The following is a 22,123-nucleotide window of genomic DNA, read 5'->3' on the forward strand; positions in this document are numbered from 1 at the left end:
AATCTCTTCAAGGAACCAATTTACATGACAGCTACAACAAAAGATAAAGAAGATGTTTCAAAAGTAAGAGCATTTATCTGTACAATTAATCCAAAGGATCTACAAATATTTAAGCATAATACTGTACAAAATGTGAAATTTGATCAGACTCAAAATGATCAGTTACCACTATGTGCATATAGTTTACGTTGGAATATAGAAGTGATCTTTTATCAACACAAATTTTTCTTACAGGGCTGTTTTCAAGTTTTTTTATAATATGCTGTTTTACTTCATCAGCAATTTCCCCTATAATATTTTTTTCATAAAGAAATTTTGTCTTATTTTCATCACTACTATCTATATCTACTTTAACGACTACTTTTTCATAATTTATGTTTCTATTTTGCAAAATTGCTCTCGTTGTAATATTCAGACAAGAAGCCAATCCTGAACTTAACAAATCAAACGGCCCAAAGTATTGTTCATTGCCTCCTTGCTCCTTAGTCACATCTGAAAATATGATTGTATTATGATTAGAAATTTCAGAACAATAATTTTCTTTTTTACTTTCAGCAACTACCATAATCTAACATTTCCCTTTTATAACAAAAATTTTTGACATCGACTTTCCTAAAAAATAGTCGTTTTTAATTTAGTTCACAAATTAGAACATGTTAGATATTAATAATCTTTTGCGCTAATTTCTTCAAATCAGAAGCAGTATAATCTGGTTTTATCCCAAGTCGATCAATAGGTTTATGAAGTCGGTTAAGCCAGCCTACTGTAAATCCATAGGATTTTGAACCTGCTACATCCCAACCATTCGATGAAATAAAAAGAATTTCCTCTTTATCAAAACCTAATCTTTTGGCTGTCAAATCATATGCATCTGGTTTTGGCTTATACACTTTAAAGTCATCAACACTTATTATGTCATCTAAATGATTATCCAGAGAAGTGTTTTTTGCTAATTCATTGAGCATATGCAGATTTCCATTTGATAGAATTGCTAATTTTCGAGGGCGAAAGATATTCATAGCTTCTATCACTTCTGGATAAAGGTTTAAATGTAAATATTCATTTAAAATTTCTTCTACTATTTCTTCATTGTATTGAAGTTCAAGTTCCTCTAAAGAATAACAAAGTGCTTCTTTCGTTAATGACCAAAAATCTGCATATTTATCCATCAACGATCTGATCCATACATAATCCAGTTGCTTTTGTCTCCAAATCTGACTAATCTGAGCACCCTTTTCCGGATACAATTCATCACATTTTTTCATAACCGATTGAACATCATATAAAGTACCATATGCATCAAATAGAACCGCCTTAATCATAAACAATCACTCCTTTTGTTTTTAAATTTACTACTATAAGTATATCACGCAAACTTATATTAGTAAATTTGATAGTTGTAATAAATTCTATTATAAATTATAATACCAATTATAAAGGAGTGATTAACACATGGAAATAAAACAATTAAAAACATTTTCTGCAATAGCAAAAACAGGAAGTTTCAGCAATGCTTCAGATATACTCGGCTATGCACAGCCAACAGTTACTACTCATATAAAATTATTAGAAGATGAACTTAAGGTAAAGCTTTTTGAAAGACTCGGACATAGAATCAAGCTTACTGAAGAAGGCAAGCATTTGCTCTATTATGCTGAAAATATTTTAAAATTTTCTTCCGAGGCCTTATCTTCTTTTTCTGAAAAAAACACCGAAACGGGAAAAATCACAATCGGTGCCAACGAGTCTTTTAGTGTTGTACGTTTACCCTTAATACTAAAAAATTTCATACACCGATATCCAAATGCGGATGTAAATTTAAAGTTTGGATCAGTAAAAGAAATACATGAGTCGTTACAAAATAATGATGTTGATATTGCCTTTTTTTTAACTCGTGAGGTATGTTATTCAGATCTTATTGTAGAAACTTTAATTAAGGAGGAAATTGTTGCAATTGCGCCCCCTAGCCATCCTCTTACATCAAAAGAAACTGTAAATATATTTGATTTTGAAAATGAAGAATTAATTATTACACAAGAAGATTGTACTTATCGTGCAATGATTCAAGAACTTATAAACGAGACCAACGTTCACCCCAAATCCATCATTGGGATTAATAACATTCACGCTATAAAACAGCTTGTAATGAGTGGGCTTGGCGTTGCACTTTTACCACGTATTTCAGTAGAATACGAAATCTCCCAAAATCTATTGGTTGAAGTACCTTGGAAAGAAGCTTATCTTCCTGTTTCTACACAAATCGCTTATCATAAAGACAAATGGCTTTCTCCAACAATATTAAGTTTTTTAGAAGAAGCTAGAAAATTAACATGATGCAGATTAATTCGTACCATACTTAAGAAAACTTCCAATCAAGCTTAATACTAATTTTTGATGGTAGCATATAAATAGTACAAGTTAAAAGCGGAGTTTGTCAAGGAAATTGTCGTATGAAATTTTCAAAGGTAATTTTTCAAGCTTACTTGAATTTTCCGGTTTGCTATTGACATTGAGCCTCCGTAAGTATGGTTGCTTGCCCTGTGCGCAGCCATCTAAAGAAGGTCACGCTCAAAGCAGGTTACCATACTTACCCTCAATGTAAATAGTTCACTTCGTCAAACCTAGTCTATCCACTTATCTTAGCATCTATATGTTCTTTTTCTCTAACTGGGTTCAATGCAACGGTTTCTGGAAGCTCCCAATTGCGTATATCATTAGCCCATCTCTCTGGATGTTGCTTTTTTGCTTTTTCATAGACTTTTTTTCGTTTATCCATAATGGTTTTTCCGTTACCATTATGTCTATTATTTGGTGTCATATAATTAATGCCACTATGATAGTGAATATTGTTATACCAATGAACGAACTCTTTTACCCATTGTCGTGCATATTCTAATGATACAAACCCATTTTCGGGATACGTAGGGATGTATTTTAATGTTTTGAATAAAGATTCTGAATAAGGATTATCATTACTTACTCTTGGTCTTGAAAATGAACTTTGCACACCTAATCTTTCGAGTGTCGCTAAAAATGTGGCTGCTTTCATAGGTCCACCATTATCGGAATGGAGTACAATAGGTCTTCCTGTTATATTTTCAGCCAATAAGGTTTTTCTGACAAGGGTTTCTGAATGAATAGCATTCTCTTCTTCCCATACTTCATAACCAACTATTTTTCGACTAAAGATATCTACAATCATGTAAAGCTTGTAATACAAGCCTTTCACGCTCCTATGAAGTGAAGTAAGAGACAAGGCGTAGTCGGACTATTTCCTTGCCTCTCCTTCCCGAACCGGACTTGCACCTCTCAGCGCATCCGGCTCTCCATTTAAATGTTGCTTACAGCAAAGGCGATTTCTTCGTATCTAGACTCTTTGTAACTCTTAGGTGTTTCATTATAGATAGGGATTTGTACCTGGATTCTTCCATTTAAATGGCATCTTACGACTTTTGACTAATCTCCTCAATGCACATTCTCTATATTGGTTGTTCCAACTATTTTTCCCACGGAACACCCATGTTTTTGCAGAGTTTCCTTCGACTAGTTTAAAATATTTCTGCATCAGTGTGGGAAACTTTGTTTTGAACTTTCTGGCTAGCCAATGTCCAAATTTCCAGAAAACGGAATGGTCAACTTTATTGTAAATACATGCAGTGTAATCGGTGTGCTGATAGAAATTCACCCAGCCAACGATCTGTCTATTTAGACTGTCAATCATATCAAGTACATTCACGCTATAATTTTCGGATAACTGATTCACTAGTTTACGGACAAATCGTCTGTACCTTTCCCATGGAATATTTGTAGTTACTCTCATATATCCCTTAGGGCCTCTTTTTCTGATTATATGATATCCGAGAAAGACAAAACCATCATTTACATGTGTAATCTTTGTTTTTCCATATTTAAAGTAAGTTTCAATTCGCTCTCTAGGAAGCACCGACAATGTTCACGCACCTCTTTTGCATGTTGTTTTGTTCCTTTGACAGTAACCACGAAGTCATCCGCATAGCGACAGTAAGATATTGCAGGTTTCCACTGTCTGTTCTCCTTTAAGGCAATAGGTCGTTGTTTTTGTATACCGAAGTTCCATGCCCAACGGTCCTTCCTGACCTTTTTATTGAGGTAGATTCTTTCCATCCATTTATCAAATTCATGTAGCATAATATTCGATAAAAGTGGAGATATTACTCCTCCTTGAGGGACACCCTCATGGGTCGCCCTAAAGAGATTCTTGTCAACGTGACCCGACCTCAACATTAGCCACAGCAGTTTTAGAAACTTTTTATCAGATATTCTCTTTTTTACTGCTTTCATCAACAACTTATGATGAACAGTATCGAAGTAACTTGATAAATCTCCTTCAATTGCCCACCTTCCGGCTGTTGCATTTTCGCTACCATTGTCAGTGAGTTGCATTTTTACTGTGCGTATTGCATGGTGGACGCTTCTTTGTGGTCTGAAACCATAGGAGTAATTACTAAAGTCACTTTCCCAGATAGGTTCCATTGCCATCAACATAGCTCTTTGTACAATTCTGTCACGTATACAAGGTATCCCAAGTGGTCGTTTTTTTCCATTGGATTTTGGAATATATATCCTTCTTACAGGGCTAGGTCTATACTTGCCTTTTAGCAGTTCAGATCTAAGTAAATCTAGTTCATCATTGAGATTATCTTGTATGTTGGATTTTGTGATTCCATCAACACCTGGAGTACTCGCACCACTCGATGATAGGGTAATACGAGCAGCTTCAGTTAGCCATGCTTTGTTCACAATTAGTCTTAGAAGTCTATTGAATTTACGGTCACTATCTTCTGATGACCACCTCGCCAGTTTGCTTTGCATTTCATTGATTATCATAGGTCTTCACCTCATTACGGTCTTTTAATCTGCCGAGCAAACCATTTAAACTGTCTTCCTTCACCATGTAGTCGGCTTTCCCGACCTCAGACTACTACGAAGACTCCGTCAATTCGCCAAGCATTGGAGGCACACTTCCTTATCATCTTGGTGAATCTTCCTCGGTTCACAAAATTGGACTCATCATATGGGTTAGGCTGCCTATCGCAGTCTTTATCCTTACGTTCTGCAAGTCGCTGTAAACATCATACTCTAGCTGTGCACTCATTATGATTCCCAGTTGTATAGCATATATTTCTATCAACTCTCGTGATATCGACCCATGGCTGTAGTAGATATCAGTTTACAGACTACCTATAAAGTGATGTAGGTAGTGGGGACATTTCACCCCATAGATGCGGATTAATAGGTTTGTGTTCCTCAACCTTCCTATACTCAGTTTAGAGATTCATCTTGGCTTAATCACTTCGCCTCAAATCCCATTTTCCACGGGCTACGTCACCTTGTTAGTGTCAACAAGTCACCGCCGCTTTAACTCACTTCTTCTCACAGCAGAAGAAGGTCCTATCATTTAGATAGGCATTCCAATTTTGCTCATGTAGCCGATTGGCTATCCGAGCGCACTATATGAAATATCCCATGTCCATACCTCATTAGGATTTACTGCAATATGTGTAGAAAGTATTCTTTTAGTACTTGGTTTTGCTTTTCCACGATGTGTAAGCATTTTATTTTGCCTAAGTACTCTATAAAATGTAGATTCAGAAGCGATATATTTCCCTTTATCAGCAAGTTTAGGAACGATTTGAGAGGGTGGTAAACTGGCATATTCTTTAGAATTTACTGTTTCTAAAATTTCTTTACGTTCTTGTTGCGAAAGTTTATTTTTAGGCTCAGGTCTAATAGCATACGGTCTTGCATCTGATTTAATATCACCATCTTCTTTCCACCTTTGATACGTTCTACTTGTAAATCCAAGTATTTTGCATGCAGGTTCTAATCTTGCCCCACCATCTCGTGCTTCATCAATTAATTCCACAGCTTTTTAGCGATCTGAAAGATATATCAATCTTCCTCTCTGTCCCCCCAGATCGCTTGGGCCTTTTTTTGGAGAACCAACAGAGCGGCTACTTCTGCTAGTGCTTTTTCTTTACGTGTAAGTTCTTTTTCAAGTTGCTTAGAACGATTTTTCTCTTCTTTTAATTCAGTTTGGAATTTTATTGTATCTTTAGGATTTTGGGAATTATTTGCCCGTAAGCACTGTTCACTCCAATTATTCACTTGTTCAATATACAACCCTTTTTGTCTACAATAAACAGCTAAATCGGCTTCATTGAGAGCATATGTTTCCATTACGATATGGAATTTATCTTTTGAAGACCAATTTTTTACTTCTTTCTTGTTTGATAAATCATCAATATTGTTATTGTTTATCTTTTTTCTCCATGTATATAAAGTGGACTTTGTTACCCCGATTTCTTCTGCTAATACTTGTATACTTATATTTTCAGGTGGTAACATTCTTTTTAATATTTGTTCCCTTTCTTCCCATGTGTAATTTGTTGGTTTTGCCATTTTATTTTCATCTCCTTGGAATCTGTTGTCTTTATTATAGTATAACTCAACTGCTTACGACAACAATCCTAACACATAGGGAGACTTCTATCTATATAATTATGGTTTGCGGATTTAGAAGCTAAACTTCTAGATATAAAAAACACTTTCTTGATGCTAGTATTACATTTAATAAGTTTCATGTAGTAAAAAGAATCAAATGGAGTCTCTTTCAAAATCAAAGTCCAAAATGCTAAGGGTATACAATCTTTTGCATAATTACAATTCTAATTTCCATATGGTCTCTTGTGGAATTATTTTCATAAGGCATATCTCATCACCCATTTTTATACTTTTTAACAGCTGCACATCTACTTTACACTCAAAAGCTTTTTCAAAAAGGACTTTACTATACCCAGTCGTACATTGACACCATGTATCAGTATCTAATCTATCCACATCTGCAATCATTGGACATGGGCAAAAATGAAATTGCAGATATAGTTCGCCATTTACACAAGACAGTCCTGCTGCTTTTGCTTTGTCCAAATTTCCAAACTCCTCCATACTTGACGATAATGCTACCAGTTCTTTCACTAGCGTTAATTTCTCATCCATTCCATATCCACACTGACAGTTCATTCTAATATCATTAACAGCCGACTTATCAAAATGATTTTCTAATCTCTTCATTGTAGACTTCACCCATGTCGGATTATTCTCTGTTCTAGCCAACTCATCTTTTCCATATACTATTTCTCTTGCTGTTTCATTATTACTCGCGCTTTTGACAGCTCCATAGATTACCTGTTCCTGAATTTTTCTTATATCAAACATTTTAATACCCTCCATTTTTTGTTTCATTAAGCTGTGAATTGTAAGTTTATAAAATCATAGTTAATCCAATCCTGCTGCTATGATCAGCATATGTACCTTTTTTCTATTGCTTCTGAAAACACAAAACAGACTCCTTTCAAATCGAACTATATCCCCGTAACAGTTCTCATTATAGTAAGAAGTCTGTTTATTTACTTCTGAATTCTTGCTCTATTTAATCGGTATACATAAATCCATTACAACATGCATGTTTTCTCTGTCAATGGTCCGATAAATATCTAATCCATATCTTTCATCCATTTCATAACCGCTATATGTCAACCAAATATTGAATATGCCTTGAAAAGCGACAAAAATATCTTGTATCAATCCATCAAAACGGTAAACCGCAAATTTGCCCCCTTGAATAGTTGTAACATTATCGAGAGAACAATTTTTGTCAACTGTCATGCATATATCATATAAACATTGATCTACATTTGTAATAGAAGGATCATGATAGGACTTTTCAATCAGAAGCGTATCTTCCTTAAAATATTCTTTATATTTTTCTGTGAAGTCGTACCAATTTTTCTCTAGCTCTATATAGTTTCCAATATGTCTTTCATAGACAACTACGAAGTCATCTAGTTCCTGTATTAGGATGTTTTTATTATATTCTTCGAATGATTTAAATCTGGCAAGCTTGTCCGGGTAAAAAGGATGAGGTACACATGTTGTATTCATATCCTTTCGAAATTCCGCCGGAGAAATATTATGGTGCTTCTTAAATGCCGAACTGTAATTTGATGGACTATATCCATAATCAACTCCAATGTCAGTAATAGATTTGTCTTTTTCAAGCTTGAGTCTTACAGCACTTTGTTCCATTTTTAAGCGTTTGATAAAGGCATAAATACTTTCTCCTGTTTTTGCCTTAAAAACTCTGCTAAAGTAATATTTTGAAAAATGACAGTAATCTGCAACATCTTCAATGGAAATCTCCTCATCTAAATGTCTCATGATATAATCAATACTTTGATTTACCAATTCGTTTGTAATCATAATCACAACTCCTATTGCTTTCTATTTCTATTTTGAAGCAAAATCAATATATTCAAGGTTGCCATCCTACATGCATAAGATATCCTTTTCAGTAGGAGATTTTACTCTTTTTTCTTCAAAAGGCAAATGCTCTCACAATGCATCGTATGCGGAAACATATCTACTGGTTGTACTTCTACTGTTTCATATCCCTGTTCATCAAGGTACTTCAAATCCCTTGCTAATGTACTTGTATTACATGAAACGTATACAATTCTCTTTGGATTCATCTTCACTATGGTTTCTAATACTTTTTCGTCACACCCTTTTCTTGGTGGGTCTACTACGACTACATCTGCTTTATGTCCTTCTTTGTAAAGCTTTGGTACAACCTCTTCTGCTGCTCCTGCAAAGAAATCTACGTTATGGATATCATTGATGTTTGCATTTTCTTTGGCATCTTCTATGGCTGCTTCAACCATTTCAATACCATAAACCCGTTTCGCTTTTTCTGCTAAAAATAATGATATGGTCCCAATACCGCAGTAAATATCATATACGTTTTCTTCTCCAGTTAAACCTGCATATGCTAAAGCTTTTTCATACAGCACTTTTGTCTGGCTAGGATTTACTTGAAAAAAAGATAGAGGTGAAATATTGAATTTTAAATTCCCTATATAATCTATAATTTTATCTTCTCCATATAGGGTAATACATGTTTGTCCTAAAACGCGATTGCCTTTTTTCTTATTGATGTTTTGTACAATACTTTTTATATGTGGAACTTTATCTATAAGCTGCCCAATCAATTCTTCTTTGTATGGTAAGTTTTTCCCATTTGTAACGATCACCACCATAATTTGACCTGTGTGAACGCCTACCTTCGTCAGTACATGACGTATGATTCCTTTTCCTGTTTTTTCATCATAAGTATCTATTTTATATTGATTAATATAATCTCTTATAATTTTTATAATCTGATCATTGATTTCATGCTGTATATGGCAAGTTTCCATATCCACAATATCATGACTCTTCCCTTCATAAAATCCAATGACAGCCCCCTCGTCTTCTTTCCCGACTGGGAATTGTGCCTTGTTTCTATAGTGATAAGGGTCTTTCATTCCGATCGTTTCGTGAATGAGTACGTTTTCTATTTTCCCAATTCTTTCAATGTTTGCTTTGACTTGATTTCTTTTTAATCTTAATTGTGCTGGATAATCAATATGTTGCATTTGACAGCCTCCGCAAATATTTGCTAATTCACAAATAGGTACTATTCGATCTGGAGATGGCTTCTCTAGTTTTATAATTTTTCCTATGGCATAATTCTTTTTTACAAGAGTAATCTTTACCTTTACTTCATCCCTAGGGACACCACCATTTACAAAAACAGTAAATCCTTCTACACGTCCGATTCCTTCTCCATTATGCCCTATATCCTCTATCCTCATAGAATAAATTTCATCTTTTTCTACGAAACTCTTCATCTTTTTATACTCCTTAATCGATTTATTTTGTGTCAAAATTTCTGATCATTTGTCTGTTTTCTATGAATATGTCGAATTGTACCTCTTTCCCCTTTTATGTAAATCACGTATAATAGTATTATACGTGATTCTATAGACAATTTTCAACCTACAAAGGAGTGATTCGATGATCAAATCATTATTCAATCTTTTCCTCATCTTTATTCTTTGCTTTACAGCCTTAGGTATGCCTTTAAACTTAGATCTATCAAAATTCTCAAATCTACCCGATTTTCCATTTGATTTTTCTGTTGCTGATGAAAATGTATCTTATAAAACTGATATAGATTCTTTTTCTTCCGAAAATCCTACTCAAATTAATTTTCAAATACAAATGCAAAATGCTGAAATACGATCTGCTAATCCATCTGATTTTTCCTTTTTATTAGATGTAATAAAAAATGATGGAACACGTTCTACATTAGATGTTTCAACATTAATTCAAGCTTTACCCCCAGTTAAAATTTCTTCTGATGTTAGCCATATAAAAAATTTTTCTTTGAATCTTTCACAAAAAAAATTAAATCTTCCTGATGGGACTTATACTTTTAAACTTTATTCCACATCAAACGCTTTAGAAGATGCAAAACCTCTTAAGTTTGATGTTACATATTTTACATTATCTACATATATTCCTGCAATAAATGAAATGGCTCATGGTATGATGCCTTTAACTTTATATTTTCCTGATCCATCTTACTACGAATATCTTGTTCCTATAACGCGGTTTGTAAATTATAACCGAATACCCCTTAGTACAATCGTTAAAAATTTAAGAGAAGGTTCTGTTTCTTTAGGGGTTGCATCACCTATTCCTAATGTGACCAAACTTCGCATAAAAAAAGATATGGTTTTGGTATATATATCAAAAGATTTAGAAAAATATAATGAAAATCCTAAGAATGCTACCTTTGCACTAAATAGCTTTGTACAATCTTTAACCACGATTCCAAATATTGATAAAGTGAAATTTTTTGTAAATGGAAAAGAATCTGATACGCTATTTAATACCTATGATACAAAAACCCTATTTTCCAAAAATACAGATGTAAAGGTTTATTTAGGGTTAGATGCTAATGAAAAGAGACTCCTTCTTGTGCCACAAAATATGGCTATTGTCTCTGAAGATACTTTGATTGAAGATATGATCACTGCATTAAAAACTGCCAAAGTGACTGGACGAAACTTTGAAAACGTCATTGCCCCTATTCCTGAAAATATAACCCTTATAAATTTTTCTAGACAAGAGGATACCCTTACACTAAACTTCAGCAAAGAACTTTTATATGCTTATAATGACCGCTTGGATTTGCAAAGAATGATGCTTGATTCTCTTTTATTTAGCTTCACAAGTATTGCAGGCATTAAAGAAATACAAATCCTTGTAGAAGATCAAATGACCGATTCCTTTGGTGGGGTTGATTTATCACAAGCACAAACATGCCCAAAATTTATTAATCCTGAAAAAGAGTAGCTCACTACTCTTTTCTTTTGCAAAGAAATTGACACCTTTAAAGGTGTCATCAAAATAATAATAGAATCAGTTACTGCCCCTTAGTTTCAAAAGCCTATTATAGATTATAATACAAAAATTTAAATTTTATACAATAAATTTTAAAAAATCATTTTTTTTTATCCTTACCATCTAAAATAAAAGTTTCCCCTGCCTTCATCCATCATCTTTTGTAATTTTACCTTTATATAAACCTTTACAATTTCTCTCGTAATAGGAATGACCAAAATAAATCCACATATATCTGTCAAAATTCCTGGTGTAAGAAGCATAGCCCCTCCTATTAAAACACATAAACCATTGATTAATTGCTCTCCTGGAAGTCTTCCCTGTCCCATTTCATGTTTTATGCGCAATAGAATTTCTTTTCCCTGGGATTTTGCCAAGTAAGCCCCTAAAACCCCTGTAAAAATAACGATCCCAAGTGTATAAACAAACCCTATGTATCCATTCAATTTAAATAGTAGCGCTAATTCAACAAGTGGCACTACAGTAAATAAAATGATTAATCTCATAAGCATTTTATTTCACCTCTCTCACACAATTCTTTAACACACCCCACAGTTTAGGATTTTCCTTTTTAAAATTTATAGGTTTTAAATTTTTATTCACAAATGCATGGATGGTTGTCCCGTTTGCAAGTAATGCTTCATCACATTTCCTAAGGACTTTATAGGTAAATTCCACTCTTACACCTTTTAATTTACTGATTTCTGTGCGAATAAATAGTTCATCATCATATTTTGCAGCCACTTTATATTCACAATGACTTTCTATAACGGGCAGAATCGTTCCTTCTTTTTCTAGTTGTGCATAGGTATATCCTAGAAAACGAAAAAACGAAGATCTTCCTACTTCAAACCATGTATAATAATTCCCATGGTAAGCAACCCCCATTTGATCTGTTTCTTCATATCTTACACGAACATATGCATCATTATACATTTATTCATCCTCCTTATTTCACATGTCTATATACCATTATGCCATAACTAGAATTTTTCTGCGATAAAATTCTATAAAAAAAACAGCCAAGTTTGGCTGTTTTTTTATAATACGTTTGTTTCTCCTCTATATACAAGACCTCTTGTCCCATCAACTGTAATAAGCTCTCCATCCTTTAATATATTCGTAGCATCATTTGCCCCAACAATAACTGGCTTGTTTAGATGTAATCCTACAATCGCAGCATGAGAAGTTAATCCACCTGCTTCCGTAATGATCGCAGTAGCTTTTTCCATAAACGGAACCATCTCTTTATCTGTAGCAATGGTTACAAGTACATCTCCTTCTTTAAACTTCTTGTCTGCTTCTACGGCGTCTCTTACAACGCAAACATTACCTACCCCAGCACGATTGCCGATCCCCATTCCTTTTACCATTATTTTACCAGCAATATGCACTTTAATGGTGTTGGTTGTACCTGCAATGCCTACTGGTACACCTGCTGTGATAATCACCAAATCTCCATATTGAATATAGCCACTCTCTAATGCTTTGTTGATAGAAATATCAAACACTTCATCTGTAGAATACCCTACCCTTGTGATTACTGGATATGTCCCCCAAGTCAGTGCAAGTTTTCTCGTAACTTTTTCATTGGTGGTAGCCACAATAATAGGCGCTTTGGGTCTGAATTTTGATACCATTCTTGCTGTATATCCAGATGAAGTAGCTGTAATAATTGCAGATGCCCCCAAATCTTGTGCACTACTACAAGTTGCATGGCTTACTGCATCTGTAATAGTTCTTTCTTTCCCTACAGATTTTTCTCTTAAAATTGCTCTATAGTCTATTGCATTTTCAGTACTTTGAGCAATATTCACCATTGTTTTTACTGATTCTAATGGATATTTTCCAGCAGCTGTTTCTCCAGATAACATAATGGCATCCGTACCATCAAATATGGCATTGGCAACATCTGTAACTTCTGCTCTTGTAGGTCTTGGATTTCTCATCATAGAATCTAACATTTGTGTCGCTGTAATAACAGGTTTTCCGATCGCATTACATTTCTTAATGATCATCTTTTGTACAAGTGGCACTTGTTCTGTTGGAATTTCTACCCCTAAGTCTCCCCTTGCAACCATAATCCCATCAGAAACTTCAATGATCTTTTTAATATTGTCTACGCCTTCTTGATTTTCTATTTTGGATATAATTTGTATGTCATTGGCATCGTGTTCTTCTAATATTTTTCTGATTGCTAATACATCCTCTGCTTTTCTTACAAAAGAAGCAGCAATAAAATCAATGTTGTTTTTAATACCAAAAATAATATCATCTTGATCCTTTTGTGTAATGGCAGGAAGATTGATTTTAACACCAGGTACATTCACACCCTTATGGTTCTTAACCATTCCTGAATTTCTTATGATACATTTTATATCTGTACCCTCCACAATCTCTAAAACTTCTAATTCAATCAGTCCATCATCTATAAGGACTCGATCTCCTGCTACAACATCTTTCGGAAGATCTTTGTAAGTGATACTGCCAATGCTTACATCTCCAAGAATATCTCTTGTTGTTAATGTAAAATATTCTCCTTCTTCTAAAAATGCTTCCCCATCCTTAAAATTACCTGTACGAATTTCAGGTCCTTTTGTATCTAATAAGATTGCAACAGGTAATCCTAATTCTTTTCTAACTTCTTTAATGGTATCCATACGTGCTTGGTGCTCTTCATGATTGCCATGTGAAAAATTTAATCTTGTTACATTCATGCCGCTTTCCATTAATGTTTTTAAATTCTCTCTACTTTGACTTGCAGGTCCAATGGTACAAACTATTTTCGTTTTTCTCATACATACATCTCCTCCATCTATATAGATAATATCTTTGCTAATTCATATAAATCTTTATTCATTTCTTTCTTTAGGGATAGCGCCTTTGATATATCAAAATCACAAATTTCATTTCCCTTTATTCCTACTACCCTACTTTTTTCACCTTGCATCAATAATTCTACAGCCTTTGCACCCATTCTACTTGCTAATATTCTATCAAAAGCTGTTGGGCTTCCACCTCTTTGTATATGTCCAAGTATGGTAAGTCGCACATCTATGCCTGTTTTTTCTTCAATCTCTTTGGCAATTTCATAAGAGTTATCAGCAGCGCCTTCAGCTAAAAGGATAATGCTATGTAATTTACCTCTATTTTTCCCTTGGATGAGTCTTTTACATACATCATCTATAGAATATTTTTCTTCCGGGACAATAATGCTCTCAGCACCTCCAGCAAGTCCCGCATAGAGCGCAATATCTCCACAATGTCTCCCCATGACTTCAATGATATTTGCTCTTCCATGAGAAGTAGATGTATCTCTAATATTACTAACTGCATGAAGTACTGTATTCGTAGCTGTATCAAATCCAATCGTATAGTCTGTATAGGCTAAATCATTGTCGATTGTTCCAGGTATACCAATGGTCGGAATTCCTACTTGACTTAATTTTTCTGCCCCTCTAAAAGAGCCATCTCCTCCAATAACAACGATCCCTTCTATACCAAAAATTTTTATGACATTTAGCGCCTTTTCAAAACCACTCTTTGTTTTAAAAGCTTCACTTCGAGCAGTTTTAAGCATGGTTCCTCCTCTATGAATAATATCTGCCACAGAGGAAAGATTCAAATCTTTTATATCTCCATTGATTATACCTTCATATCCTCTTTTAATACCTACTACATCTAATCCATTATAAATGGTTGCACGTACTACCGCTCGAATAGCCGCATTCATTCCTGGTGAATCGCCACCACTGGTCAACACGCCAATTTTTTTCATTTTACCCCTCCCTTAATGATGATCTATTCTATTTTTTTAATTCTATCCTATTAAACAAAGGGAAAGTTCCTAGAAATAGTTACTTTCCCTTATAAGGATATGATTATAAATTCACTAAAACTTCGTGGGCTTCTTCTGCTTCACCGCTCGGAACCAAAACTTCATATACACCGTCTTCTTCTTTTCCAATACCTTTTAGTTTTACTAAAAAACTTTCTTGGATTAAAATTTCTTTAATTTTATTAGCATCTACTTTATTATGTGCCATATATACCACTGTCCACATGAATAGATCCTCCCCTTGAATTTGAGAAAACTGTTTTTCATCTATCATATTCTTGTATTATACCATACACACTTTCCGAATTATACATTTTACATGTTAAAATTTAATGTGTTGTTAAAAAGTTCATTAACCTATCTTTACACAATCTTCTCCTAATAACGCAACCAATTTTTTTATCAAATCCTCATTTAATGTTACCCACACATCTTCACTAACTTTAAGCTTTTTATGTTCTACTTCTATATATAAATACACTGGAACATTTCCTTTATATATTTTTAATAATGGTTTTATCTTTTGAAAAATTTTTCTGAAATCTTGCTCCTTACAAATCTTTATATACAGTTTTTGGTCTCTTATTTTCTGTGCATCTATACCATTGCTATTGCTACTTGTCTTCTTTAAGAGCGGTGCTATTTTATCTGCAATAATTTTAGGCTCTTCCTCTTCTCTCATACTGATTTTTCCTTCTATCATTACGATACCATCTTCCTGCAAAAGATGCATATATTTATCAAATATCTTTGGAAAAACCAATACTTCAATACTCCCAAATAAGTCTTCTAATGTAATAAAAGCCATCATATTGTTATTCTTTGTTATTTTGTTTTTTCTATGCGCAACCATTCCTGCTATGCGAATATACGTACCATCTTTTATATTATTCTCTTCATTTTCCTCCATATCAGTCAGTTCTCCTGCATTGATGGTTGAAACTTTTCTTATTTCTTCTTCAAATTCTGAAAGTGGGTGTCCACTAATATAAATGCCTGCCACCTCTTTTTCCATCATCAAAAGATTTTTCTGTATAAACTCAGCAATGTCTGGTAATGTATCACTTTTTACCGCATCTGGCAATGCATTCTCAAAAGTTTCAAATAAGGATACTTGTCCTTCTAAATTCCTTCTGCGATCCTGCTGTATGCCATCCATCGTCTTTTCATAAATGGCAAGCAGTTGTGCTCGATTCGCACCCATTTCATCAAAAGCTCCTGCTTTTATAAAGCTTTCAACGGCTCGTTTATTCATCTCTTTCATTTCAATTTTATTACAAAAATCTATAAAGCTTGTAAACTTTCCTTTTTCATTCCTTGCTTTTACAATGGCATCAATTACACCCATCCCCACATTTTTTACTGCCAAAAGACCAAATCGAATTTTTCCATTTTCAACAGAAAATTTTCCTTCACTCTCGTTCACACTTGGTGGTAGAATCTCTATATTTTTCTTCTTGCAATCTTGTATATATTGTGCAACCTTAGAAGCATTCCCCATAATACTTGTAATGAGTGCTGCCATAAATTCTACTGGATAGTAATGTTTTAAATAGGCTGTTTCATAACCCAGTACTGCATAGGCTGCTGCATGAGATTTGTTGAAAGCATATTTCGCAAAATCAATCATCTCATCATAAATTTGATTTCCAATTGCTTCAGGAACACCATTTCTTATGCATCCTGTAATTTCTATTTCCCCATTTTCATCTTTTTTTCCATGGATAAAATATTTTCTCTCTTGCTCCATCACATCCATTTTTTTCTTACTCATTGCACGACGCACTAAATCACTTCGCCCGTAAGAATATCCTCCTAGTTCTCTTACCACCTGCATAACCTGTTCTTGATAGATTAAACATCCATAGGTTACATTTAGGATCAATTCAAGCTTCGGATGTAAATATTCTATTGTCTCCGGATTATTTTTGTATTCAATATATTTTGGAATAGAATCCATAGGTCCTGGTCGATACAGAGAAATTCCCGCTACAATATCTTCAAAGCAATCCGGTTTTAACTCCTTCATAAACTGCCTCATTCCAGCACTCTCAAGCTGAAATACTCCGAGTGTATCTGCACGACTAATCAAATCATATGCATTTTTATCATCATATTCCATATTTGAAAAGTCAATCTTTACCCCATAGTTTTTCTCAATACTCTCTAAGGCATATCTGATGACTGTTAAGTTTCTTAATCCTAAAAAATCCATCTTTAACAGTCCTAATTCTTCTATCGTACCCATTGTAAATTGTGTGGTAACCCCCTCATTATGCACATATAGTGGCACATACGTATCAATGGCTTCTTTTGAAATTACCACACCTGCCGCATGAGTTGAAGCATGTCTCGGCATGCCTTCTACCGCTTTTGCTGCATCAATTAAATATTTTGCACGATCATCTGTATCATATTTTTCCTTAAAGGCTTTATCAATTTCAAGTGCCTTGTCGATGGTCATGCCTAATTGCATTGGAATTTGTTTGGCGATTACGTCGACTTCAGCATAAGACATGTTGATGGCTCGTCCCACATCTCTTATGGCTCCTCTCGCTGCCATTGTTCCAAAGGTAATAATTTGTGCGACTTTTTCTTTCCCATATTTTCTAACTACATAGTCAATGACTTCTTGTCTTCTTTCAATACAAAAATCAATATCAATATCTGGCATGGTCACTCTTTCAGGATTTAGGAATCTTTCAAAAATTAAGTTATACTTTATTGGATCAATATCTGTAATCCCAAGGGTATATGAAACAATGCTTCCCGCAGCTGAACCACGTCCTGGTCCTACCATAATGCCATTTTCTTTTGCATACTTTATAAAATCCCATACAATCAAAAAATACTCTACATATCCCATGTTTTCTATGGTTTTTAGTTCATATTCTAATCTTTCTTCAAGCTCTTTTGTAGGTTTTCCATATCTTTTTAATAATCCTTCTGTGCACAGCTTTCGTAAATATTGTTTTGCATCATAACTTTTAGGTACATCATAATTTGGCAGATGAATCTGATTAAAATCAAAATCTACCTGACACCGATCCGCAATTTTTACTGTATTATCTAAAGCTTCCGTTATATTTTGAAATAAGCTTTCCATCTCTTCTGCCGATTTTATATAGAATTCCTTGGTTGGAAATTTTAGTCTGTTTTCATCCTCTAATGTCTTTCCTGTTTGAATACAAAGGAGTATATCATGGATCTTTGCATCATGCTTTCTTAAGTAGTGAATGTCATTGGTTGCAACTAAAGGAATGTTTGTATCCTTACTTAATCGAATTAATTCCTTATTCACCAATTTTTGTTCTTCTATGCCATGATCCTGTAACTCCAAATAAAAATTTTCTTTTCCAAATAGTGCTACTAAATTTTGTGCGTCTTTTTTTGCACCTTCATAATCATTTTGGAGGATTCTTTGCTGAATATCTCCTGCTAAGCAAGCACTCAAAGCAATGATCCCTTCACTATATTTTTCTAAAATAGTATAATCAATACGTGGCTTATAATAAAAACCATCTACATATCCTAATGATACAATTTTCATTAAATTTTTATAACCCGTCTGATTTTTTGCCAAAAGCACTAAGTGTCCCATTCTTTTATCTTTTATTGGATCTTTATCGTTCATGCTTCTACTTGCTGTATACACTTCACAGCCTATAATAGGTTTGATGCCTTGTTTTTTTGCTTCTTTATAAAAATCAATGACACCAAACATGGATCCATGATCTGTTATGGCAATAGCTTTCATGCCTAATTCTTTCGTTATTTTTACCATTTCTTTAATTCTAGCTGCCCCATCTAATAAACTATATTCCGTATGCACGTGTAAATGGACAAAATCTCTCATAGCTACCTCCTCTCTATTTCCGTAATAGTTTTACAGACATCATTGCTTTTGATACAATTTCTTCATTATGATAAGCTGTAATATCCACTTTATAGAATTTTCTCCCTACATTAATAACATCTGCATGGACTTCAATCTTGTTTTCTAGCTGTAATGGCTTTATAAAATAAATCATGAAACTATCAATGACGCTATCTAAATTCTTTTGCTTTTTAATAGCAATACTTCCTGCACTAGACATAAGCATGACCAAAATACCAGCACTTGCAATCCCACGTTCATTTAGCATCATAGGTGTTATGTCTCCAGTAAGTTTTACGCCATTTTTTGTTTCTTCTACACCACATTGGTTTGAAACCATATGTTCAAAGGTTTCTGCCATATGAGGTTGGTTTTTAATATATTTTAGTCCTTTTATCACATCTTGACGGGTAATCACACCCATTAATTTTTTATTTTCTATAACAGGAATCATTTTCATGCCTTCCCAAATCATAATATGTGAAATGTATGCAACAGGCGTATCAAGCGATACGGTAATTGGATTTTTTGTCATAATATTTGTGATCAATTTATCAAGTGCTTCTCCTGAAATATCTTTAGGAGATATAATCCCTATGACACACAAATTATGATCTACTACGGGGAATCTACTATGTCCTGTTATTTTCATCTGTTTTTTAACATCACAAACCGTGTCCCCTGCCTTTAGAAAATATAATTCTTTTGTCATAATATCTTCTGTAATCAATATTTCTTTTCTTATCAATCTTTCATGAAGCGCCCGGTCGATCATTGTGGTAATGGTAAATGTATCATAGCAAGTCATAAGAATAGGGAGTTTCTTCTCATTTGCTCTTTTTTTAATTTCTTCACTACAAGATAATCCCCCTGTAATAAGAATAGCACAATCGTTATCAAGTGCAAGCTTGTGTACATCGTGTCTATTCCCAACAATAAGTAAATCCCCTTTTGAAATATATTTTTTCACTTCATCAACAGACATAGCGCCAATTACAAACTTATTGACCACCTTATAAATCCCTTCATGACCTCCTAAGATTTGTCCCTCTACAATATTTAATACTTCAGAAAAAGTCACCTTATCAATTCGTTTTTTCTCCACCTTCTCTATGCGTATCGTTCCTACTCTTGGGATTGTACTCACATACTCCTGTCTTTCTGCATCTTTTATAGCCTTATAAGCTGTTCCTTCACTTACATCTAGATCTTGTGCAATTTGCCTCACTGAAATCTTGCTTCCAATAGGTAAATCTTTTATATAATCAATAATCTGTTCATTTTTCGTCACATGCCTACCTCCTTCTGTAGAGATAAAAAATTCGCATGCTGCTATCGCAGCTACTCATATTATTAACGAAATTTCAAAGAACTCCTTTGCAATTTCCATTACTTAAAAAAAGTATGAATCATGAATTCATACTTATTATATCAAAAAACTATTCAATATTCTCTAATACTTCAATAATTGTAATTGATGGATTTGTATCAAGAGCAACTTCAACGATCTCCACGTATTTTTCTCCCTCTTTGTTCCTTAAGTATCTAACTTTTGGTCTATTTGGATAACTCTTATTCACCTCAGATACAATGCCCTGATCCCCTGTACTTAATGCTACGATGGTCCCTACAGGATAGCATGCTACATTTAGCGCAAAAATTTTTACGATTTCATAATCGAATTGATGTTTCCCCATAGATACTAAATATTCTATCGCTTCATGAGGAAAAATCCCCTTTTTATAGACCCGATCAGAGGTTAATGCATCATATACATCTGCTATTGCAAGAATTTTAGAAAATTCATGTAATGCTTGTCCTTTTTTCCCAAGTGGATATCCTAAACCATCATATCTTTCATGATGGGTAAGTACTGCTACGGCACTCAAACTGCTAATACTCGGATTTCTTTTTATGATTTCATATCCTAGCCTCGGATGCGTTTTGATGATTTCATACTCCTCATCCGTAAGTTTTTCTGGCTTATTTAATATTTCTTCAGGAATTGCAATTTTACCAATATCATGTAAAATGGCACCAATGCCTAATTTCTCTAGTTTTTCTCTATCATACCCCATGGCAATACCCGTAATCAGACATAATACACAAACATTTACTGAATGTCCAAAAGTATAATCATCTACCGCTTTGATATCTGAAAGATTTAGTATAATATCTTTTTTGCTCAATAAATCATCAACAATATTATTGACCGCACGAAATACATCTTTTGTATTGATTTTTCCACCCATATAAACATTATTCATTGTTTCTCGAATCATGTTTTTTGCCTCTAATCTATTTTGTTCACATATCACATCTTCAATAATAATATCGGCTGTTTCTTTTGTATCTATATATAAGGAACTGATACCAAGCTTTATTAATTTATCAATATAATTCTCTTTTACTATTACGCCCGCATTTAGTAGAATTTGGCCGTCACTACCATAAATAGCCTTTGCTAAAATCATTCCTGTCTTTAAAAAGTTGATATTTACTTTGAACATGGCATCCTCCAAAATTGAAATGGTAGAAAAAACTCTTATTTTCTCATTCATTCGCCATAGCAAAACAAAATCCTTTATTATTTTTTATAACCATTCCAAAAATGCTTCTATATTCCTACGATATATATTCTAAATATTTTTATTTATTTCAAAAAAACTATTCTGTATTAGAATAGTTTTAAGAATTTATTTCGGTTTCCTCAAGAAAGTCGACCAATGCTTCCATAGCTTCTTCTTCGTCAGGTCCAACCATACGAATCAAAATTTTCTCCCCTTTTGATAATCCTAAAGCCATAATACACATAATGCTTTTTGCATCCACCTTCTTTGTGTCTTTTTCAATAAAAATATCAGAAGTAAATTTATTTGATAATTGTACAAATAAAGCTGCTGCTCTTGCACGTAGTCCTTGTTCATTCATTACAATAATTTCCTTTTTAAGCATCTCTATCTTGCCCCCTTATTTTCTTTTGAGCTCTCACGGAAACTCTTTATCCCCTGTGATTACTCTCTTTTATTAATCAAAATTTTTATTAATTCCCCCATTTTTTTTGCATAAAATACTTG

The 22,123-nt window shown here is 33.8% G+C and carries 21 protein-coding genes; 2 read left to right on the forward strand and 19 right to left on the reverse strand.

The genetic code is table 11. The annotated features are described in order from the left end of the window. Positions 1-109 precede the first annotated feature (109 nt). Both EV214_RS17265 and EV214_RS17270 read right to left on the reverse strand, forming a co-directional pair. On the reverse strand, positions 110-565 hold the full coding sequence (locus EV214_RS17265; protein WP_132248042.1) for an OsmC family protein: 456 nt from the start codon (positions 563-565) through the stop codon (positions 110-112). 91 nt (positions 566-656) lie between these two features. After that, positions 657-1,322, reverse strand: coding sequence for a haloacid dehalogenase type II (locus EV214_RS17270; protein WP_243116712.1), 666 nt, complete (start codon positions 1,320-1,322; stop codon positions 657-659). A 130-nt stretch (positions 1,323-1,452) separates the two neighbouring features. Here EV214_RS17270 and EV214_RS17275 point away from each other — a divergent pair, with 130 nt between their 5' ends. After that, entirely contained in the window at positions 1,453-2,334 is an 882-nt protein-coding gene (locus EV214_RS17275) for a LysR family transcriptional regulator (RefSeq protein WP_132248046.1), read from the forward strand. Between the two features lie 292 nt (positions 2,335-2,626). On the opposite strand, the gene EV214_RS17280 is transcribed toward EV214_RS17275, so the two are convergent. From EV214_RS17280 to rlmD, 8 genes are all read right to left on the reverse strand, one after another. After that, positions 2,627-3,220 (reverse strand): integrase core domain-containing protein, encoded by a 594-nt coding sequence (locus tag EV214_RS17280; RefSeq protein WP_165916448.1) that lies wholly within the window; start codon positions 3,218-3,220, stop codon positions 2,627-2,629. 177 nt (positions 3,221-3,397) lie between these two features. Continuing rightward, positions 3,398-3,820 (reverse strand): group II intron maturase-specific domain-containing protein, encoded by a 423-nt coding sequence (locus EV214_RS19465; RefSeq protein WP_207669725.1) that lies wholly within the window; start codon positions 3,818-3,820, stop codon positions 3,398-3,400. Positions 3,821-3,879: 59 nt separating this feature from the next. Further along, complete coding sequence (locus EV214_RS17285) at positions 3,880-4,866, reverse strand: reverse transcriptase domain-containing protein (RefSeq protein ID WP_207669726.1); 987 nt, start codon at positions 4,864-4,866, stop codon at positions 3,880-3,882. Positions 4,867-5,476: 610 nt separating this feature from the next. Continuing rightward, positions 5,477-5,905, reverse strand: a complete 429-nt coding sequence (locus tag EV214_RS17290) for a helix-turn-helix domain-containing protein (protein WP_132248050.1) — start codon at positions 5,903-5,905, stop codon at positions 5,477-5,479. A gap of 26 nt (positions 5,906-5,931) precedes the next feature. Further along, complete coding sequence (locus EV214_RS17295; RefSeq protein WP_132248052.1) at positions 5,932-6,441, reverse strand: helix-turn-helix domain-containing protein; 510 nt, start codon at positions 6,439-6,441, stop codon at positions 5,932-5,934. Positions 6,442-6,699: 258 nt separating this feature from the next. Beyond that, positions 6,700-7,257 (reverse strand): DUF6144 family protein, encoded by a 558-nt coding sequence (locus EV214_RS17300; protein ID WP_132248054.1) that lies wholly within the window; start codon positions 7,255-7,257, stop codon positions 6,700-6,702. 210 nt (positions 7,258-7,467) lie between these two features. Beyond that, positions 7,468-8,301, reverse strand: coding sequence for an AraC family transcriptional regulator (locus tag EV214_RS17305; RefSeq protein WP_132248056.1), 834 nt, complete (start codon positions 8,299-8,301; stop codon positions 7,468-7,470). A 101-nt stretch (positions 8,302-8,402) separates the two neighbouring features. After that, complete coding sequence (rlmD, locus tag EV214_RS17310; protein WP_132248058.1) at positions 8,403-9,770, reverse strand: 23S rRNA (uracil(1939)-C(5))-methyltransferase RlmD; 1,368 nt, start codon at positions 9,768-9,770, stop codon at positions 8,403-8,405. A gap of 166 nt (positions 9,771-9,936) precedes the next feature. On the opposite strand from rlmD, the gene EV214_RS17315 reads away from it, so the two are divergent. Next, on the forward strand, positions 9,937-11,283 hold the full coding sequence (locus tag EV214_RS17315; protein ID WP_132248060.1) for a GerMN domain-containing protein: 1,347 nt from the start codon (positions 9,937-9,939) through the stop codon (positions 11,281-11,283). A gap of 164 nt (positions 11,284-11,447) precedes the next feature. Here EV214_RS17315 and EV214_RS17320 read toward each other — a convergent pair whose 3' ends face one another. The 9 genes from EV214_RS17320 to EV214_RS17360 all read right to left on the reverse strand — a co-directional run bounded on the left by EV214_RS17320 (position 11,448) and on the right by EV214_RS17360 (position 22,001). Next, positions 11,448-11,843, reverse strand: a complete 396-nt coding sequence (locus EV214_RS17320) for an FxsA family protein (RefSeq protein WP_132248062.1) — start codon at positions 11,841-11,843, stop codon at positions 11,448-11,450. Between the two features lies 1 nt (position 11,844). Next, positions 11,845-12,267, reverse strand: a complete 423-nt coding sequence (locus tag EV214_RS17325; RefSeq protein ID WP_132248064.1) for an acyl-CoA thioesterase — start codon at positions 12,265-12,267, stop codon at positions 11,845-11,847. 104 nt (positions 12,268-12,371) lie between these two features. Then, the gene (gene pyk, locus EV214_RS17330) at positions 12,372-14,129 is read right to left on the reverse strand and encodes a pyruvate kinase (RefSeq protein WP_132248066.1); all 1,758 of its coding nucleotides are present in this window, start codon (positions 14,127-14,129) and stop codon (positions 12,372-12,374) included. 17 nt (positions 14,130-14,146) lie between these two features. Next, positions 14,147-15,109, reverse strand: coding sequence for a 6-phosphofructokinase (gene pfkA, locus EV214_RS17335; protein ID WP_132248068.1), 963 nt, complete (start codon positions 15,107-15,109; stop codon positions 14,147-14,149). Positions 15,110-15,212: 103 nt separating this feature from the next. Beyond that, positions 15,213-15,395: a hypothetical protein gene (locus EV214_RS17340; RefSeq protein WP_132248070.1), complete on the reverse strand. Its 183-nt coding sequence runs from the start codon at positions 15,393-15,395 to the stop codon at positions 15,213-15,215. A gap of 126 nt (positions 15,396-15,521) precedes the next feature. Then, entirely contained in the window at positions 15,522-19,025 is a 3,504-nt protein-coding gene (locus tag EV214_RS17345) for a DNA polymerase III subunit alpha (protein ID WP_132248072.1), read from the reverse strand. Positions 19,026-19,038: 13 nt separating this feature from the next. Beyond that, the gene (locus EV214_RS17350) at positions 19,039-20,337 is read right to left on the reverse strand and encodes a DRTGG domain-containing protein (RefSeq protein ID WP_132248074.1); all 1,299 of its coding nucleotides are present in this window, start codon (positions 20,335-20,337) and stop codon (positions 19,039-19,041) included. Between the two features lie 148 nt (positions 20,338-20,485). Then, positions 20,486-21,556 carry an HD-GYP domain-containing protein gene (locus EV214_RS17355; RefSeq protein WP_165916449.1) on the reverse strand — a complete coding sequence of 357 codons (1,071 nt, stop codon included), beginning with the start codon at positions 21,554-21,556 and terminating at the stop codon, positions 20,486-20,488. Between the two features lie 178 nt (positions 21,557-21,734). Further along, positions 21,735-22,001, reverse strand: coding sequence for an HPr family phosphocarrier protein (locus tag EV214_RS17360; protein WP_132248078.1), 267 nt, complete (start codon positions 21,999-22,001; stop codon positions 21,735-21,737). Between the last annotated feature and the right edge of the window lie 122 nt (positions 22,002-22,123).

Source organism: Marinisporobacter balticus (assembly GCF_004345705.1).
GTDB lineage: Bacteria > Bacillota > Clostridia > Peptostreptococcales > Thermotaleaceae > Marinisporobacter > Marinisporobacter balticus.

Bases quoted from the DNA above. Each gene is read 5' to 3' on its own strand.
- EV214_RS17265 (WP_132248042.1), bottom strand. From the start codon at position 565: ATGGTAGTTGCTGAAAGTAAAAAAGAAAATTATTGTTCTGAAATTTCT.
- EV214_RS17270 (WP_243116712.1), bottom strand. From the start codon at position 1,322: ATGATTAAGGCGGTTCTATTTGATGCATATGGTACTTTATATGATGTT.
- EV214_RS17275 (WP_132248046.1), top strand. From the start codon at position 1,453: ATGGAAATAAAACAATTAAAAACATTTTCTGCAATAGCAAAAACAGGA.
- EV214_RS19465 (WP_207669725.1), bottom strand. From the start codon at position 3,820: ATGAGAGTAACTACAAATATTCCATGGGAAAGGTACAGACGATTTGTC.
- EV214_RS17285 (WP_207669726.1), bottom strand. From the start codon at position 4,866: ATGATAATCAATGAAATGCAAAGCAAACTGGCGAGGTGGTCATCAGAA.
- EV214_RS17295 (WP_132248052.1), bottom strand. From the start codon at position 6,441: ATGGCAAAACCAACAAATTACACATGGGAAGAAAGGGAACAAATATTA.
- EV214_RS17300 (WP_132248054.1), bottom strand. From the start codon at position 7,257: ATGTTTGATATAAGAAAAATTCAGGAACAGGTAATCTATGGAGCTGTC.
- EV214_RS17305 (WP_132248056.1), bottom strand. From the start codon at position 8,301: ATGATTACAAACGAATTGGTAAATCAAAGTATTGATTATATCATGAGA.
- rlmD (WP_132248058.1), bottom strand. From the start codon at position 9,770: ATGAAGAGTTTCGTAGAAAAAGATGAAATTTATTCTATGAGGATAGAG.
- EV214_RS17315 (WP_132248060.1), top strand. From the start codon at position 9,937: ATGATCAAATCATTATTCAATCTTTTCCTCATCTTTATTCTTTGCTTT.
- EV214_RS17320 (WP_132248062.1), bottom strand. From the start codon at position 11,843: ATGCTTATGAGATTAATCATTTTATTTACTGTAGTGCCACTTGTTGAA.
- EV214_RS17325 (WP_132248064.1), bottom strand. From the start codon at position 12,267: ATGTATAATGATGCATATGTTCGTGTAAGATATGAAGAAACAGATCAA.
- pyk (WP_132248066.1), bottom strand. From the start codon at position 14,129: ATGAGAAAAACGAAAATAGTTTGTACCATTGGACCTGCAAGTCAAAGT.
- pfkA (WP_132248068.1), bottom strand. From the start codon at position 15,109: ATGAAAAAAATTGGCGTGTTGACCAGTGGTGGCGATTCACCAGGAATG.
- EV214_RS17340 (WP_132248070.1), bottom strand. From the start codon at position 15,395: ATGTGGACAGTGGTATATATGGCACATAATAAAGTAGATGCTAATAAA.
- EV214_RS17345 (WP_132248072.1), bottom strand. From the start codon at position 19,025: ATGAGAGATTTTGTCCATTTACACGTGCATACGGAATATAGTTTATTA.
- EV214_RS17355 (WP_165916449.1), bottom strand. From the start codon at position 21,556: ATGTTCAAAGTAAATATCAACTTTTTAAAGACAGGAATGATTTTAGCA.
- EV214_RS17360 (WP_132248078.1), bottom strand. From the start codon at position 22,001: ATGCTTAAAAAGGAAATTATTGTAATGAATGAACAAGGACTACGTGCA.